This window comes from Alishewanella sp. SMS8, from assembly GCF_030737935.1.
Taxonomy (GTDB): domain Bacteria; phylum Pseudomonadota; class Gammaproteobacteria; order Enterobacterales; family Alteromonadaceae; genus Alishewanella; species Alishewanella maricola.
Genome location: NZ_JAPJEA010000002.1, coordinates 211,207 through 227,975 on the forward strand (window position 1 = coordinate 211,207; position 16,769 = coordinate 227,975).

The following is a 16,769-nucleotide window of genomic DNA, read 5'->3' on the forward strand; positions in this document are numbered from 1 at the left end:
CAAGAAGTTTGCTATAACAGCCATTCATCAAAGAGGTTGGACCGCCATTATGCACAAAACGCTGTTATTACTCTGCTGTTGCTTACTGTTTGCTTGCACGCCACCGGCGGTCGAGACAAGCGGGCAATTGGCCGACATTTATCAGCGCAACAGCTTGCGAGTGGGTATTTTACATGGCCCGACAAGTTATTATATTGGGGTAGATGGCCCTACTGGGTTTGAATACGAACTGGCCAAAGCACTGGCCGACCGCCTCGGTGTCGAACTGAGTTTAGCCCCTAGTTTTCACCTTGATGAGTTACTCGATAAACTGGAAACCGGCCAAGTTGACTTTATCGCCGGAGGACTAACCTTAACGCCCTCACGTACTGAACGCTTTCGTGCCGCACCGCCTTATCGCTGGATCAATGAAGTCGTGGTGTACCGACAAGGAGCAACTTGGCCGCGTGAATTTGCCGATCTAGCCGGGCCGGTTGTGGTGATGAAAGCCAGCAGTCATGCCGAAAGCCTGGCCATTTTACAACAAGAAAACGCTGACTTTCAGTATGTAGAAGATCCCGAATTAGATGCCGATGAATTACTGCAAAAAGTCATCGACGGCAGTATCAACTATACCCTGACCGATTCAAACCAACTGGCGGTAAACCGCCGTTTGTTTCCGCAACTCAGTATTGCCTTTACTCTCAATGAAAATTTGCCGGTGGGTTGGCTACTTCAAAAAAGCCAAGATGACAGCCTGTACAGTGTCTTGATCGAATATTTTGGTCACGTTTATCAAAATGGCGACTTAGTGACATTAGAGGATCGTTATTTTGGCCATGTTGAGCTGTTTGACTACGTTGATACCATTAAATTTATTCAGGCTATCGACCACACCTTACCGAAGTTCAAACCACTGTTTCTTCAACATGCAGGTGAATTGGATTGGCGTTTATTGGCAGCGTTAAGCTATCAAGAATCGCACTGGAACCCGAAAGCCCGCAGCCCCACGGGTGTGCGCGGTTTAATGATGCTAACCATGCCCACGGCTCGGCAAATGGGCGTAGACAGTCGGCTCGACCCACAAGATAGCATTGATGGGGGTAGTCGTTATCTGCAACTGTTATTAACGCGTATTCCAGAGCGGATCCCGATGCCAGACCGATTATGGTTTGCCTTAGCCTCATATAACATTGGCTGGGGTCATGTTGAAGATGCGCGACGTTTAACCCAGAGAGATGGCGCCGATCCCGATAAATGGCTTGAAGTGAAACAGCGCTTACCTTTATTACGCAAAAAGTCGGTGTATCAACATACCCGTTTTGGCTTTGCCCGCGGTGATGAAGCGGTAATGTATGTCGAAAATATTCGTCGCTATTACGACACCCTTGTGGGTGTGGACGAACGGCAGCAACTGGAAGATAGAATGGAACAACAACGTCAAAAACTGGTCGAAGAAACAAATGAATCTGAAGAGTCGTCTGCCTTAGCACCTCCATCTTCATAATAAATTCATACCGGCTGCTTGTAACTGAGCTTACGCAGTCATACTATTAACAAAATCGTAAACAATTTAGGTAACCCAATGCTAAATAAAAAAAGACCGTCGCTAAAACGGCGGCGGCGTTTACTGACTGTCTCGTCAAGTCGGCGACGCCTAAAACGCAGTGTGAAGACAGTTAAGTTAAATCGACGTCGCCGTCATTACCAAACGTCTTTTCAACAATTTCCAACGGCCCCTTCTGCTGTTTAAGCTTCTTTTGCTCAGCGCGACGCCGCTGGAAAAACGTCGATAACATCATCGAACACTCTTCAGCCAACACCCCAGCGGTCACCTCTAATTGATGGTTTAACTTGGGATGACACACCAAATCCATGATCGAGCCGGCCGCTCCGGTCTTATAATCGCTGGCACCAAACACCAGCCGTTTAATACGACTATGCACCAACATACCGGCGCACATGCTGCACGGCTCTAGCGTGACATACAAGGTACACTCTGGTAACCGATAGTTTTGCAGTAATTGGCCCGCTTGGCGCACGGCTAACATTTCAGCATGTGCCGACGGATCGTGCGAACAGATCATCTGATTCCAGCCTTCAGCAACCACTTGCTGATCCTTAACCAACACCGCCCCCACTGGCACTTCGCCTGTAGCTTCTGCTCGAGCGGCTAGCATTAAGGCGTGGCGCATCCAATCTTCATCAGTCATAAAGTTTTACAAAGTTTTGCTATCCTTGGCGAATTTTACCACTAGACTGAAGTCAGGCTGACTATTATTTTGGGTAATACACTACCCTTGCAAAACAATAAAACATAACACGTTGATATTAAACAATTTAAATTTTGGCATTCAGTTTGCAGTGTTTTTAGGTTTTTACACAGCTAATGAATCAGTCAACAGATCAGCCTCATTGACATAAAGCTTGGGCAAACGCAAAGGAGAACAAAAAAATGGATATCGGAGTGGTGGTTATTGTCGTCGTCGCGATTGTCGGTGGCTGCTTTTATGATGCAATGAAAATGCGCTACAAGTATCAACATTTAGCATCAGGCAAAGGTGATAAAGAAATTCAAGAAGAATTACAAAAAGTCAAAACGAGGCTTGCCGCTTTGGAAAGTATCGTCACTGATAAGAAATATCAGTTAAATGAAGAAATTAATCGTTTAAATCGTTAAAGGAGTGACTAATGGGACCTTTTGAAATTGCCGCCATCGCTATCGTATGTGGCTGTGCCGTTTCCGGCTATAAAACCTATATGGAAGGCAAAGCAAAACATAACAACGAAGATGTTAGCGCGTTACAAAATGAGATTGCTAAACTAAAAAATCGCGTGGCCACCCTCGAAAGTATTGTCACCGAGCCTAGCTACCAGTTAAAAGAAAAAATCAATAAACTCTAGCACCGCCACCAAAACTAAAAGTGCATGTTGCCAGCACAAGTTCACTCGCCGATATGATTATCGGCGTTTTTGTTTGAGCTAATATTTTAGCGTTTAAATTTTTGACTAATTCTTAGTCAAAATCACTACGTTTGTGTGATCAATCTGTCACAACCTCCAACCTAAAATCATAAGGCATTGAAAAAATACAATTTATTTTTTGGCATAGCTTTTGATTGGTATACAAGGAACTTGCTGAATCCAGCGGTAAACCTCTTAATCAAAAGGAATGACTTATGAACAGAACACTCGCGACCATACTAATTATCGCTATCGGTATTTACTGCTTACCTACATTACTCGCCATCTTAGCCACAGTATTTGCTGTTATCATGGGTGTTATCGGTGCCATTATCGGTATTGGTGTTAGCTTAGCCGTCACCGTATTACCCCTGCTGATTTTAGCTTATCTGGTGTGGTGGTTAGTGCGTGATAAGCGTCAGCCACACTCTTCATAAATAACCCGTGATGACAATGAATCTTAAGAGGATAGCCTTAGTTGTTAGGTATGCGATATAAATGCTTTGAGCAGCCAAAACAAGACCAGCGCCCTTGATACACAACTCTCTCTCCAACGCTCTCGTCTCCGCTACGCTTGCCGTACCGGAGACGCCATCTAACGATCACATCGCTACAGCAGTGCTAAGCAGCGTTTGTGTTTTAGGAGTAACAGTTACCCTGCAGTGCCCGAAAAAGGCAAAATTAAAGATCTGAGCGCATGATACACGCTGGCGCTCCCATCCTGACTTTGCATTGGCGCTATTTAGCAGGTTAAACCTGCCTGAGTCGCTTTAATTACCGTATGCACTCTATTCGCCAACGGTTGCTGAGCTCGGGTGGCTAAATACAAGGTTTCACTGACTGGCTGCGGCAAGCGGTGAACTTGAATGAGGCTTTGCTGCGCAAACATTTCTACAGCATAAGCAGGTAATACTGTAAAGCCTAACCCCCGACTGACCGGCTCTAAAATCAGAGCAATTTGATTGGAAAAGCCGTGTTTTGCAATAAATGATACGCCTTGAAACTCTGGGTAATTAGCCGAAAGTAACAGCGCAGCATGATGAGCGCCATCGGGATGATCAATAAAACCAAGTTGTTGCAAATGGGACCAGCTAAGATCAGCACAACCTGCCGGAGTGACCAACAATAATGGCTCCGTGGTTAAGGTTTCATAACTAACGTTGCTGAGTGTGGCGGCACAACTCATAATGCCGATATCGGTTTCGCCATTGGCGACTGCCTGTTCAATACTGCGATTAGGCGCAAAACGGTAATCAATTATCAGTTGTCGATGCTGCTGTTGTAAGCTCAGTAAATGCGGATACAGCTTTAAGCCCACGCTGCCCGGCGACATCAGTCTCACTTCTCCCTGAAAAGCGGGATCATGCCCCAAGCGCTGCGGCAAACTCGACAAAGCCGCGACCAACTCACGCGCCTCAGCATACAGCCGTTCCCCCGCATCCGTTAAGGTAAATTGTTTACCATGGCGATCTAACAGCGTCACGCCAAGCTGTTGTTCTAATTTATGCATATGCTGGCTCACACCCGATTGCGTCATATGCAAGCGTTGTGCGGTTTGGGTAAAGTGCCCTACTTCAACTAAGGTGCAAAAACTGCGTAACCATTGCGGATTAATCATTACGTTTTATACTTATTTTAATTAAAAATGATAATTTCACATAATTATAGCGCCTTTATATACTGTGATCACTGTTAAAAAGGAGCTAAATGATGAGCAATACTTATCCAAGAAATTTTTCACATATCGGTATTTCAGTGCCTGATCTGGCAGCGGCAGTAAAGTTTTACACTGAGGTACTCGGCTGGTATCTGATTATGACGCCCACTGAGATCACAGAAGACACGAGTGCCATTGGTGAAATGTGTACTGACGTGTTTGGTGCCGGCTGGGGCAGTTTTCGCATCGCCCATTTATCTACGGGTGATCGTATTGGTGTTGAATTATTCCAATTTACTAACCAAGAAAACCCAGAAAACAATTTTGAATACTGGAAAACCGGTATTTTCCATTTTTGTGTGCAAGATCCAAACGTTGAAGAATTGGCAGAGCGTATTGTTGCAGCTGGGGGGAAAAAGCGCATGCCGAAGCCACGTTATTACTATCCGGGCGAAAAGCCGTATCGCATGATCTATATGGAAGACCCGTTTGGGAATATTTTAGAAATTTATAGCCATAGCTATGAATTAATCTACAGTGCCGGCGCTTACTAAACTCACAGCGCTAACATAAAACAATATAAAAACGCGATTAGCCAGGATGCCAATCGCGTTTTTTATGGCCACTATTTTGCCCGAACTAATCGGCTAAATAGCGGTTAAACCAGCCTATGGTGCGTTGCCACGCTAAATTAGCTGCGGCTTCGTCATAACGTGGCGTGGAGTCGTTATGAAAACCATGGTTTGTGCCAGGATAAAAATGCCCTTCATAGGTTTTGCCCGCGGCTTTTAATGCGGCTTCATAAGCCGGCCAGGTTTCATTAATCCGTGGATCGGTTTCCGCAAAGTGTAATTGCAGCGGCGCTTGAATAGCAGGCACATCTTCTGGGCGTGCTTGCCGCCCATAAAATGGCACCGCCGCCGCTAATTCTGGGTAAGCCACTGCGGCAGCATTTGAGACACCTCCACCGTAACAAAAGCCGGTAATACCAATTTTTTGGGTGGTGAGTGCGCTGTCACGCAAAAACTCAATACCGGCAAAGAAGTCATTCATCAGCTTTTCTGGATCAACTTGGCGCTGTAGCTCGCGTCCCACTTCATCGTTACCCGGATAACCGCCCACCGAACTTAAACCATCTGGCGCCAGCGCAACAAAACCCGCCTTGGCTAAGCGCCTTGCCACATCCTCAATGTAAGGGTTTAAACCGCGGTTTTCATGCACCACCAAAACGCCGCCTACTGGTTTGCTATGATTTGCAGGCACCACCATATAACCGCGCACTGAGCCGTGGCCGTTAGGTGATGGGTAAGTAATGTAGCTGCCTTTAATTTCTGGATCGTTAAAGGAGATTTGCTCGGCTAGCGCATAATTAGGCGTGAGTGCCGATAAAATGCTTAAGGCTGTCATACCGCCAATGGCATATTTGGTGGCTTTTTCTAGAAAATCACGCCGGGTTAATTGGCCATGCACATAAAAATCATACAGTTCTAGCAATTCGGGGCTGAAATCGGCCGCGGTTAAACGAGGCATAAGGCTCTCCTGTGGATAAAGGTTATTCTTATTTGCAGTGTTACCGCAGGGCAACAGCTCGCGACAGGCTACTGCAATGTACCTTTGAGCACAGTGCAACATCAGCCGAAGCTTTCAATGATAAGTTACGCTTTAGCTTAGCAGTTAGTTTGCTTAGCTCAGGGGGGATTTAACGCAAGGAAGTCCTTGTTCAACGCATAAAAAAGCCAGGCTTAACCTGGCTTATCGTTATTGTGTATCTTGCGCTTACTTTTCGTGATGTAACCGCATATGTGGGAACAGGATCACATCACGGATAGACGCAGCATCGGCCAGTAACATCACCAAGCGGTCAATACCTATGCCTTGGCCTGCTGTAGGCGGTAAACCGTGCTCTAACGCAGTCACAAAGTCTTCGTCGTAGAACATTGCTTCATCATCACCGGCGTCTTTTTGTGCGACTTGCTCACGGAAACGTTCGGCTTGATCTTCAGCGTCATTTAACTCGCTAAAACCGTTACCTAATTCGCGACCACCAATAAAGAACTCAAAACGATCGGTAATTTCTGGATTGTCGTCGTTACGGCGCGCCAGTGGCGATATTTCTGCGGGGTATTCGGTGATAAAAGTAGGATGACGCAGTTTGGTTTCAACTAATTCGTCAAACACTTCCATCAAAATACGACCGTGACCATAGTTAGGTTTAACGTCAATTTTCAGTGACTTCGCTAACTCAGCTACCGCTTCACGCGTGGTTAACTGCTCAAGCGTTAGCTCTGGATTGTAATGTAAAATAGACTCGGTAACCGACATACGCGCAAACGGCTTACCAAAATCGAATACTTCACCTTGATACGGCACTTCGGTGCTACCTAGCACATCCAATGCTAAACCACGGAATAACTTCTCCGTTAAATCCATTAAATCGTTGTAATCAGCATAAGCCCAGTAAAATTCTAACATGGTGAATTCTGGGTTATGCCGCGTTGAAACGCCTTCGTTACGGAAGTTACGGTTTAACTCGAATACTTTTTCAAAACCACCGACCACTAAGCGCTTTAAATACAACTCTGGGGCGATACGCAAAAACATCTGCATATCTAAAGCATTGTGGTGTGTTTCGAATGGCCGTGCCGAGGCACCACCGGGGATGGCCTGTAGCATCGGTGTTTCAACTTCTAAGAAGCCTTCTTCATTGAAGAAACGGCGGATATAAGACACCGTTTTGCTACGCACTAAAAAGGTTTTACGAGATTGATCGTTCGAGATCAGATCTAAATAACGCTGGCGATAACGCGCTTCGTTGTCGGTTAAACCGTGGAATTTATCTGGTAGCGGACGTAACGCTTTCGTCAACAAGCGAATTTCGCTTAACCACACGGTTAACTCGCCCGTTTGCGTTTTAAATAAATGGCCTTTAACGCCAACGATATCGCCCAAATCCCACTTTTTAAATTGCTCGTTGTACAGCCCCTCTGGCAGGCTATCACGCGCCACATACACCTGAAACTTGCCGCCCATATCTTGCAGCGTACAAAAACTGGCTTTACCCATAATACGGCGCGTCATAATACGACCGGCAAGGCTCACTTCAACCTTGGCCGCTTCTAACTCTTCTTTGCTTAACGCATCATATTTAGCATGAATTTCATCAGAAATATTGGCGCGACGAAAATCGTTAGGAAAGGCATTACCTTGCTCGCGGATCGCAGCCAACTTCTGTTTTCGCTCAGCAATCAGTTTGTTAACATCCTGAATTTCTTCATGTTGAGTATGCTGTTCAGACATTTTTTGATTCCTGAGTGAGTTTATAAATAAGTCAGTTATAGTTTATAAACCAGCTTTTAGGCTGGCTTCGATAAATTTATCCAGATCACCGTCTAGCACGGCTTGTGTATTACGCGTTTCAATGCCGGTGCGTAAATCTTTAATGCGCGAGTCATCTAACACATAAGAGCGGATCTGGCTGCCCCAGCCGATATCCGATTTAGTGTCTTCGAGTGCTTGTTTCTCGGCATTTTGTTTTTGTAATTCAAACTCGTACAACTTAGCACGTAATTGCTTATAGGCGTTGTCACGGTTTTTATGTTGTGAGCGATCGTTTTGACACTGCACCACAATATTGGTCGGTAAGTGCGTGATCCGTACGGCAGAATCGGTACGGTTAACGTGCTGACCACCCGCACCCGAGGCGCGATAGGTATCAATGCGTAAATCGGCTGGGTTGATATCGATTTCAATATCATCATCAATTTCCGGCGACACAAACACCGAAGCGAACGACGTATGGCGGCGATTACCCGAGTCGAACGGGCTTTTACGCACTAAACGGTGTACACCCGTTTCGGTACGTAACCATCCATAAGCATAATCACCGGTAAATTTAATGGTACACCCTTTGATACCGGCCACATCGCCATCGGTCACTTCATAAAGTTCAGGTTTAAAGCCTTTATCTTCACCCCAACGTAAATACATACGCATGAGAATGCTGGCCCAATCTTGCGCTTCCGTACCACCAGAGCCTGACTGAATGTCGAGGTAACAATGGTTCTCGTCGTTTTTACCTGAGAACATCCGGCGAAATTCTAGTAAGGCCAATTGTTTTTCTAAGTCGGCTAATTCGCCTTTTGCTTCATCAAAGGTAGCTTGATCTTCAGCTTCTACCGCTAATTCCACTAAACCCGCGACATCTTCTAAGCCTTGGTCTAGCCTGTCGATAGTGCCAACCACTTGCTCTAGTGCCGAGCGTTCTTTACCTAATGCTTGAGCTTTATCCGGTGTATTCCAAATGGCAGAATCTTCCAGTTCGCGCGAGACTTCCTCTAAGCGTTCTTTTTTGCCATCGTAGTCAAAGATACCCCCGAAGCACATTAGTGCGTTCAGTCAGATCTTTAATACTGTTATAAACCGGATTTACTTCAAACATGTTGTGGTTAAACCTGTAATTCGACCAAAAAATTGGCGCGGATTATAACAAAAAAACTGCCACTTAGGGCAGTTATTATCTGGAAAATTAGCACAAGCGCTTAACAAGCCGCAACTTAGCTTACGGCATCCATATGCCGCACAATTAATTGCAAGTTTTGTTGCTCGCGATATTCGTTAATATCTAACTGATAAGCCAAGCGTACCTGCTGAATATTCACATTGGGCCACGCCTTGTTATCGGCATTAAACCAAATGGCATCAACTAACTTGCCGCCGGGGCCTTGCAGTAACATTTTTAAATGGCGGTCGGCTAACATCTTTTGACTTAATAGCTTAAATTCACCATCAAATACCGGCTCAGGAAAGGCCTGGCCCCAAGGCCCGGCATTTTGCAGTAGCTGGGCAAAATCTAACTCAAAGCAATCTCGCTCTAACTCGCCATCACTCATGATCACGGCGGTTAATTGCTCGGGTGTTAAATATTTTTTCGCGGTAAAACTCAGCGCAACCATAAAGGTATCTAAGCGCTCTTCAGCAATGGTTAAACCAGCGGCCATGGCATGGCCACCAAATTTTTTAATTAACCCAGGGTACTGGCTGGCAATTTCTTCTAATAAATCGCGCATGTGTAAGCCGGGTATCGAACGCGCCGAGCCTTTTAGTTCACCGTTATCACCTTGAGCAAAAGCGATGGTTGGCCGGTTAAATTGCTCTTTAATGCGGCCGGCTAAAATACCGATCACACCCTGATGCCAATCGGCGCGGTATAAACATAAACACTCTGGTAACTCGCTACCATCAAAAGACAGCTGGCTTAAAAATGCCTGCGCTTCTTGCTGCATGCTTTGTTCGATGTTGCGTCGCTCAGCATTTAACGCGTCAAGCTCTGCCGCATATTGCCGTGCTAAACCAATCGACGGCGCCAGTAAACAGCTGATACCCAGCGCCATATCATCTAAGCGCCCGGCGGCATTTAAGCGCGGCCCTAGCGCAAAACCAAAATCTGCTGCTGTAAGTTTTACGGCCGTGCGATTGGCCACATCAATTAACGCTTGGATACCCGGCCGACATTTACCGGCACGGATGCGCATTAAGCCCTGATGCACCAAAATACGATTATTGGTATCTAGCGGCACGACATCGGCCACCGTACCTAAGGCAACTAAATCCAGCAGTTCCGCAACATTCGGTTCAGATAAGCCCTGTTGTTGAAAATAACCTTGTTGCCGTAAGGTCGCGCGCAGGGCCAACAATAAGTAAAAGGCCACGCCAACACCGGCCAACGCTTTACTGGGGAAAGTACAGCCAGGTTGATTTGGATTAACAATCGCATCGGCTTGGGGCAATTCGGCGCCGGGTAAATGATGATCGGTGACGAGCACTCTCACACCGGCTTTTTTAGCTAAGGCAACGCCCTCTATTGCTGAAATACCGTTGTCGACGGTAATGATCAGTTCTGCGCCCTGCGCCACCACGATCTCAGCCAGCTCTGGCGTTAAACCATAACCGTATTCAAAGCGATTCGGCACCATATACTCGAGGTATTTAAAGCCAAACGCTTTTAAACCGCTCATCAGCACTGCCGTACTGGTAGCACCATCGGCGTCAAAGTCACCGACAATAACAATACGTTGTTGCTGGACAAGTGCTTCAATTAACAGTACAGCAGCAGTATCGATACCCTTTAATAAATTAAACGGCAACAGGGCAGCGGCATGCCGTTGCAATTCATCGGCATGCTGTACCCCTCGGCCTAAATACAACCGACGTAACACCGGATGCAAACTGCTATCTAATTCGGCTGCTACCGTGGGTAAGGCGCGGCGCAGGATCTGTTTTTGCTGCAAGCGTAACTCCTAGAGCGTGTTGACCTTTGCTACTCGGGTTGCCGTGTTGGGCAACCCATAGCGCACAATATCTGCTAAGTAATGGCTAATTTTGCTCTAACCTGCGCTAAGTTCTTTAATCATGGCTTCTGCGGGCATATAACCTGGGATCAACTGACCATCAGGCAGGATCACCGCAGGAGTGCCGGTAACACCGATAAACTGTCCCAGCTCGTAATGCGTGGCTACAGGGTTTTGACACATGGCTTTAGCCACCGTTTTATCCACCTTGGCATTGTCCATGGCACCGCGTTGATCTTTGGCGCACCAGATGTGCTGCATTTGTAAACCCACTTCTGAAGCAACACCAGCACGGGGATAAGCCAAGTAACGCACCGTAATACCGGCTTTTAAATACTCTTTCATTTCTGAGTGTAATTTGCGGCAATAACCACAACTGGGATCGGTGAACACATGTACCACATATTTTTCTTTCGGGGCTTTATATTCAATAACGTTGTCTTTTTGCTCGGCCAGCTTCTTAACAATAATCGGGGCCATTAACTGTTCTTTTAAGTTAGTCGGCACTTGTTGACCACGAACTTGCTGCCAATTTTGCATATCCAGCACATTACCGGCAACCAAAAACCGGCCATCGTCTGACATAAAGAACAAACCACGATCGGTCAGCACTTGCGATACGCCAGTCATTGGCGAAGGGCTGACTTGTTGCACCGTTAGCCCAACTTGGGCCAACGATTCAGTAATTTTAGCCTCATTTGCTAAAGCGGTCAGCGGTAGGCTACTGGCGATAAATAATGCCGCTAAAGTTTTTAAACCGAATGTCATAGTGTTCCTTGTTCCGCACTAACCCCGCGGATGATGTTGTTGATGCAGTTGCTGCAAGCGCACTTGGGCAACATGCGTGTAAATTTGTGTTGTCGACAGATCACTGTGGCCCAATAACATCTGTACGACCCTTAAGTCGGCCCCATGGTTCAGTAAATGCGTGGCAAACGCATGTCGTAAAGTATGAGGTGACAAGGTTGCCTTAATGCCCGCCACTGTTGCATAAAATTTGATACGGTGCCAGAAGGTCTGTCGGGTCATCATTTGTTGTCGATTACTCGGAAACAGCACATCTTGCGCACTCCCTAACAGCTGTGGCCGCGCTTCGCGTAAATAACGACTTAGCCAATGCTGTGCTTCTTCACCCATAGGCACCAAGCGTTCCTTGCGACCTTTGCCTAGCACCCGCACCACACCTTGTTGCACAGACAGTTGCTGCATGGTTAAGCTAACCAACTCGGTCACGCGTAAGCCGGTGGCATATAATAACTCTAACATGGCTTTATCACGAAATTGGATCAGCTCGCTTAAATCCGGTGCGCCAAGCAAAGCATCAACATCGGCTTCTGATAGGGTTTTCGGTAAGCTACTGCCAATTTTTGGATTTAATAAATGCTCCAGCGGATTCGTACTTATCAACGCCAACTGCTGCCAGTAACGATAAAAACGCCGTAAACTACTTAACACCCGAGAGGCAGAACGAGGGCTGATCCCGTGATCGTAGCGCCTGGCTAAATACGCATTCACATCCTCACCGCTAACACTGAGCAGTTTGATATTTTGCTGCTGACAAAACAGCGCAAAATGCCGCAGATCCGAGCCGTAAGCACTTAACGTGTGCGGGCTGGCATCTTGCTCTAAATAAAGCTGATCCAAAAATTGTTGAATACGCTGCTGCGTATCAGCTGTCAAGGCAGCATGTATTGTTTGGCTCATAGCAAGCTTAACGATCTCAGGTGTGCCAATAGTAGCGGATTTAGCCATCAAGGCATAGTGTATGGGCGAGCGAAGGCAAGTCTGATAATATACCGCCATGTTTCACTACACGTGCTATCAGATGAACATTGGTCTTTTTTATGGTTCCACCACCTGCTACACCGAAATGGTGGCAGAGAAAATTCAAGCACTACTCGGCCCCGAGTTAGTAACGCTCCACAACTTAAAAGATACCGGTTTGGCCGCCATGCAAGATTACGACATCTTGATTTTAGGCTTATCGACTTGGGACTTCGGCGAAATTCAAGAAGACTGGGAAGCACGCTGGCCTGAGATCAGCCAAGTTGATTTAAGCGGAAAAATAATCGCCCTTTACGGTATGGGCGACCAAATTGGTTATGCCGAATGGTTTCAAGATGCGCTGGGCATGTTACATGAGGCGCTGGCACCACAGGCTATCACCCGAGTAGGTTTCTGGCCAAACAGTGGTTATGAATTTATCGCCTCAAAAGCGCTTACGCCAGATGGCGAATGGTTTTATGGCTTAGCGCTGGATGATGAAAATCAGTATGAGTTAACTGATGCCCGGCTGCAAAGCTGGGTCGAACAGGTGTTAACCGAAATCGCCACCATTGGCTAAGCATCGGGTTAAAACTTCAAATAAAAATCCCGTAACAAGGCGCGATATTCAGCTGAATAAGTGCCGTTTTCATTGTGGATCAGTAAGCTGCTTAGCTCAACTGCTTGCCTCTCGCCAGCAAAGCGCCAGCTCTGTAAGTAACGACTGACCGGCTTGTTCGCTTTACTTTGCACGGCACAGCGGCGCAAGCAATGCCAGCCTCCCTCGGTTGCTGCTGCATCAAAAGCCGGCTGACTTACCGCAGGTAACACTAAACAAAATTCCCCTTCGGGGCTTAATAACGTTGCCGCTTGTTGTAACAAGGCACTAAAGGGCAAGCTATCGGTATGCCGGGCTTGTTGTCGTAATGGATCTATACTGGGCAAAGCCGCTTGAAAAAAAGGTGGGTTAGACACGATTAAAGCGTAACGTTGCGCGCGTTGATAGGTTAGAATATCGCCCTTTATCACCGTGATGGCCAATGGCCACGGACTATGTTGCACATTATCTGCAGCCTGTGCCGCCGCGGCAGCATCCAGCTCGATGGCAGTAATTGCCTGTTTACCCTGGCTGCGCTGCGCTAACATTAAACTAAGAATACCGCTGCCTGCGCCAATGTCTAACATAGCACCCTTGGCTGGCAGCCGGGCCCAGGCCCCTAATAGCAGCGCGTCAGTGCCGACTTTCATCGCACAATGCTGATGCGCAATAGTAAATTGTTTACATTGAAAACCTGCTGACATACGTCCTCCGCGCGCCAGTTTAGCCTGAGTGCCAGCCGATGTCATAAGGAAACAGCATAACTTTGAGGTACTACCCATGTCATTTGCCGAGTTTCAACTCGACGACGCCCTTAATCGCGCACTCGAAACGGCCGGTTTTAGCGAGCCCACTCAGATCCAACAACTGGCGCTGCCACTGGCGTTAGAGGGCCGCGATATTATGGCGTCTGCCCCAACCGGCACGGGTAAAACGTTGGCGTTTGTGTTACCCGCTATTCAATATTTATTAGATTTCTCGCGCCGCGATCCGGGTTTTGCGCGGGTTTTAGTGATGACACCAACCCGCGAACTCGCTTACCAAGTGTATGATGAATTCCGTCAGTTCAGCCAACATACGACTCTGAACATCGGTTTAATTACCGGCGGTGTGAACTATGGTAGCCATAAAGATACGCTTGAAAAAAACAATGACATCTTAGTCGCCACCCCTGGTCGACTGATTGAATATCTCGATGAAGAAAGCTTTCAAGCGGATGAAGTGGAAGTGCTGATCCTCGATGAAGCGGATCGGATGCTCGATATGGGCTTTGTTGGCGAGATGAACCGTATCGTGTTAGAAGCGCGCCGCCGCCGGCAAACGATGCTGTTTTCTGCCACTTTAGAAGGCGCCACGTTAGAGCGTTTCGCCAGTCATTCGTTAAAAGAGCCAGAGCGGATTGAAGCGCACCCATCGCGCAAAGAAAAAGCCAAAATACTGCAATGGTGTCATTTAGCCGATGACATTAACCACAAGCTCGCTATGTTAATTCATATTTTGCAGCAAGAAGACGTGACCAAGGCGATCGTTTTTGTGAAAACCCGTGAGCGTTTAGCCACGTTGTCGGGGCAATTAGAAACGGCCGGTTTACGCTGTTGCTGGTTACAAGGTGAAATGCCGCAAGATAAACGGCTGCAAGCTTTAGCGCGTTTTACCAATAACCAAGTACGCATCTTAGTGGCGACTGACGTAGCGGCGCGCGGTTTGGATATTGACGACATCAGCCATGTGATTAACTTTGATATGCCACGTAGCGCCGATGTGTATGTGCACCGTATTGGCCGCACAGGTCGCGCCGGTAAAAAAGGGACGGCGATCTCGTTAGTCGAAGCACACGATATGAGTATTGTTGCCAAAGTAGAACGTTATACTGAGCAAAAACTTAAACGCCGTAACATTGAAGGGCTTCGCGCTAAGAATAAAGAAGCGAAAGTCGCAAGTAAAAAGAAAAAGCCAGGTAAATTAGCGGCCAAAAAGCTGGCAAAAAAAGCGCCTAAAAAATAATAACCATGTTGTTTCTGGCCAGTAGGTAATCGCACTTATTGGCCGTCTTCCCATCGTTCAATGCTTTTCAACACTAGGTTCGTTGCCCCACTCCCTTTTATCTTTTTAGCCCAACGCATCAACGCAATTTTTAGCCAAATCCGCTGTAATTATTCCAAAAGCATGCTATCAATAGGAATAAATTATTATTAGCGGAGCGGTCGGTGGATAAACGTCAATTTCTAAAAAACAGTGCAGCCGCACTTAGCGTACTGCCATTAGTCGGTTGTAGCCTCACAGCACAAGCGGCCAGCACAACCTTAGCCACTAAAGGTCGTACCTTGCCGAAACGGTTACAAAAAGGCGATACCGTTGGCTTAATTGCCTCATCCGCCGCCGTTGCCGACCAAGAAGATTTAGTTATCGCCACTGAAGTACTGCAGGCGCTGGGCTTTAACGTTAAAGCCGGCCGTTTTTATACCGAGCGTCATGGTCATTTAGCTGGCCGTGATGCGGATCGCGCCAGCGATCTGAACGCCATGTTTGCCGATCCCGAGGTAAAAGCCATTATCTGTGCCCGTGGTGGTTCAGGTGCCGCGCGTATTCTGCCGCTGCTTGATTATGAGATGATCCGGCGCAACCCTAAGCCGTTACTGGGTTATTCCGATATCACTGCGCTGCATAATGCCTTGCTGGCTAAAGCCGGTTTAGTGAGTTTTCATGGCCCCAATGGTATTGGTAGTTGGAATGCCTTTAATGTGGATCAATTCGAACGCATGTTTTTCCAGCAAGAATTGCTCACTTACCAAAACGAACAAGAAAGCAAAGGTGAACTGGTTAACCGCGAAAACCGCACTCGCGTGATTACCCTAGGTAAGGCACAAGGCGAGCTAATGGGCGGTAACTTAACGGTTTTGACCTCCTTGGCTGGCACGCCTTACCTACCAGATTTTCAAGATAAAATTCTTTTTTTAGAAGACATTGAAGAGCAGCCCTACCGCATTGACCGCATGATGAGTACGCTAAAATTGATGGGTGCGCTGGATAAAATAAAAGGCTTTGTGTTTGGCGATTGTAACCGCTGCACCCCAGGCAATGGCTGGGGCAGTTTAACGCTGGATGAGATTTTTGCCGACTTTATTAAACCGCTAGGTATTCCAGCTTATCGCGGCGCGATGATTGGCCATATTCCCAAGCAATTTATTCTACCGGTAGGCGCAAAAGTAGAAATGGATGCCAATGCCGGCACCCTACGCTTACTCGAGCCGGTATTTCAACGCTAACCGAACAAGCTGACTGCTAGGGTATTTCCTAGCAGTCTCAGCGGCGAGTAAAGATCTGACCTTGTGGTGAGATATTTTTTATCGAAAAAAGAAAGCCTCTCGAGCGCAGCTAAAAGGTTAAACGCTCCGTAAAGCTTCGGCTGGAGCACGCGGTAAATACCTCCGTGTACGCTCCTCTTTTTCATCCCTGAAAA

The 16,769-nt window shown here is 46.9% G+C and carries 17 protein-coding genes; 8 read left to right on the plus strand and 9 right to left on the minus strand.

Going from position 1 to position 16,769, the window contains the following annotated elements; genetic code table 11:
• Positions 1 to 49 precede the first annotated feature (49 nt).
• Positions 50 to 1,486 (plus strand): membrane-bound lytic murein transglycosylase MltF, encoded by a 1,437-nt coding sequence (gene mltF / locus ORJ01_RS08525; protein ID WP_306177669.1) that lies wholly within the window; start codon positions 50 to 52, stop codon positions 1,484 to 1,486.
• Between the two features lie 172 nt (positions 1,487 to 1,658).
• Here the strand turns inward: mltF and tadA are convergent, their stop codons facing one another.
• A complete protein-coding gene (gene tadA, locus ORJ01_RS08530) occupies positions 1,659 to 2,192 on the minus strand; it encodes a tRNA adenosine(34) deaminase TadA (protein ID WP_306177670.1) in 534 nt (177 codons plus the stop codon).
• 242 nt (positions 2,193 to 2,434) lie between these two features.
• On the opposite strand from tadA, the gene ORJ01_RS08535 reads away from it, so the two are divergent.
• The 3 genes from ORJ01_RS08535 (at position 2,435) to ORJ01_RS08545 (ending at position 3,380) form a co-directional block, all read left to right on the plus strand.
• Positions 2,435 to 2,659 carry a hypothetical protein gene (locus ORJ01_RS08535; RefSeq protein WP_226751124.1) on the plus strand — a complete coding sequence of 75 codons (225 nt, stop codon included), beginning with the start codon at positions 2,435 to 2,437 and terminating at the stop codon, positions 2,657 to 2,659.
• A gap of 11 nt (positions 2,660 to 2,670) precedes the next feature.
• On the plus strand, positions 2,671 to 2,883 hold the full coding sequence (locus ORJ01_RS08540; RefSeq protein ID WP_226751123.1) for a hypothetical protein: 213 nt from the start codon (positions 2,671 to 2,673) through the stop codon (positions 2,881 to 2,883).
• Between the two features lie 275 nt (positions 2,884 to 3,158).
• A complete protein-coding gene (locus ORJ01_RS08545) occupies positions 3,159 to 3,380 on the plus strand; it encodes a hypothetical protein (protein ID WP_306177671.1) in 222 nt (73 codons plus the stop codon).
• 305 nt (positions 3,381 to 3,685) lie between these two features.
• Here ORJ01_RS08545 and ORJ01_RS08550 read toward each other — a convergent pair whose 3' ends face one another.
• Positions 3,686 to 4,561 (minus strand): LysR family transcriptional regulator, encoded by an 876-nt coding sequence (locus tag ORJ01_RS08550; RefSeq protein ID WP_306177672.1) that lies wholly within the window; start codon positions 4,559 to 4,561, stop codon positions 3,686 to 3,688.
• Positions 4,562 to 4,653: 92 nt separating this feature from the next.
• Between ORJ01_RS08550 and ORJ01_RS08555 the strand changes: the two genes are divergently transcribed.
• Complete coding sequence (locus tag ORJ01_RS08555) at positions 4,654 to 5,154, plus strand: lactoylglutathione lyase family protein (RefSeq protein ID WP_306177955.1); 501 nt, start codon at positions 4,654 to 4,656, stop codon at positions 5,152 to 5,154.
• Between the two features lie 85 nt (positions 5,155 to 5,239).
• Here the strand turns inward: ORJ01_RS08555 and yghX are convergent, their stop codons facing one another.
• From yghX to xerD, 6 genes are all read right to left on the minus strand, one after another.
• Positions 5,240 to 6,130: a YghX family hydrolase gene (yghX, locus tag ORJ01_RS08560; RefSeq protein WP_226751120.1), complete on the minus strand. Its 891-nt coding sequence runs from the start codon at positions 6,128 to 6,130 to the stop codon at positions 5,240 to 5,242.
• A 246-nt stretch (positions 6,131 to 6,376) separates the two neighbouring features.
• Positions 6,377 to 7,897 carry a lysine--tRNA ligase gene (gene lysS, locus ORJ01_RS08565; RefSeq protein WP_226751119.1) on the minus strand — a complete coding sequence of 507 codons (1,521 nt, stop codon included), beginning with the start codon at positions 7,895 to 7,897 and terminating at the stop codon, positions 6,377 to 6,379.
• Between the two features lie 42 nt (positions 7,898 to 7,939).
• Positions 7,940 to 9,038, minus strand: a protein-coding gene (gene prfB, locus ORJ01_RS08570) for a peptide chain release factor 2 (protein WP_306177673.1) whose coding sequence is annotated in 2 segments (ribosomal slippage) — positions 7,940 to 8,962 and positions 8,964 to 9,038 — 1,098 coding nt in all. Because the reading frame shifts where the segments join, the coding sequence is not laid out codon by codon here.
• 115 nt (positions 9,039 to 9,153) lie between these two features.
• On the minus strand, positions 9,154 to 10,887 hold the full coding sequence (recJ, locus tag ORJ01_RS08575) for a single-stranded-DNA-specific exonuclease RecJ (RefSeq protein ID WP_306177674.1): 1,734 nt from the start codon (positions 10,885 to 10,887) through the stop codon (positions 9,154 to 9,156).
• A gap of 96 nt (positions 10,888 to 10,983) precedes the next feature.
• On the minus strand, positions 10,984 to 11,715 hold the full coding sequence (gene dsbC, locus ORJ01_RS08580) for a bifunctional protein-disulfide isomerase/oxidoreductase DsbC (protein ID WP_306177675.1): 732 nt from the start codon (positions 11,713 to 11,715) through the stop codon (positions 10,984 to 10,986).
• 18 nt (positions 11,716 to 11,733) lie between these two features.
• Positions 11,734 to 12,651: a site-specific tyrosine recombinase XerD gene (xerD, locus tag ORJ01_RS08585; protein ID WP_306177676.1), complete on the minus strand. Its 918-nt coding sequence runs from the start codon at positions 12,649 to 12,651 to the stop codon at positions 11,734 to 11,736.
• Positions 12,652 to 12,772: 121 nt separating this feature from the next.
• On the opposite strand from xerD, the gene fldB reads away from it, so the two are divergent.
• Positions 12,773 to 13,291 (plus strand): flavodoxin FldB, encoded by a 519-nt coding sequence (gene fldB / locus ORJ01_RS08590; RefSeq protein WP_236130000.1) that lies wholly within the window; start codon positions 12,773 to 12,775, stop codon positions 13,289 to 13,291.
• A gap of 8 nt (positions 13,292 to 13,299) precedes the next feature.
• Here the strand turns inward: fldB and ORJ01_RS08595 are convergent, their stop codons facing one another.
• Complete coding sequence (locus ORJ01_RS08595; protein ID WP_306177677.1) at positions 13,300 to 14,013, minus strand: tRNA1(Val) (adenine(37)-N6)-methyltransferase; 714 nt, start codon at positions 14,011 to 14,013, stop codon at positions 13,300 to 13,302.
• Between the two features lie 76 nt (positions 14,014 to 14,089).
• Here ORJ01_RS08595 and srmB point away from each other — a divergent pair, with 76 nt between their 5' ends.
• Complete coding sequence (gene srmB, locus ORJ01_RS08600; RefSeq protein ID WP_229586610.1) at positions 14,090 to 15,313, plus strand: ATP-dependent RNA helicase SrmB; 1,224 nt, start codon at positions 14,090 to 14,092, stop codon at positions 15,311 to 15,313.
• A 203-nt stretch (positions 15,314 to 15,516) separates the two neighbouring features.
• Complete coding sequence (locus ORJ01_RS08605; RefSeq protein WP_306177679.1) at positions 15,517 to 16,575, plus strand: LD-carboxypeptidase; 1,059 nt, start codon at positions 15,517 to 15,519, stop codon at positions 16,573 to 16,575.
• Positions 16,576 to 16,769: the final 194 nt, after the last annotated feature.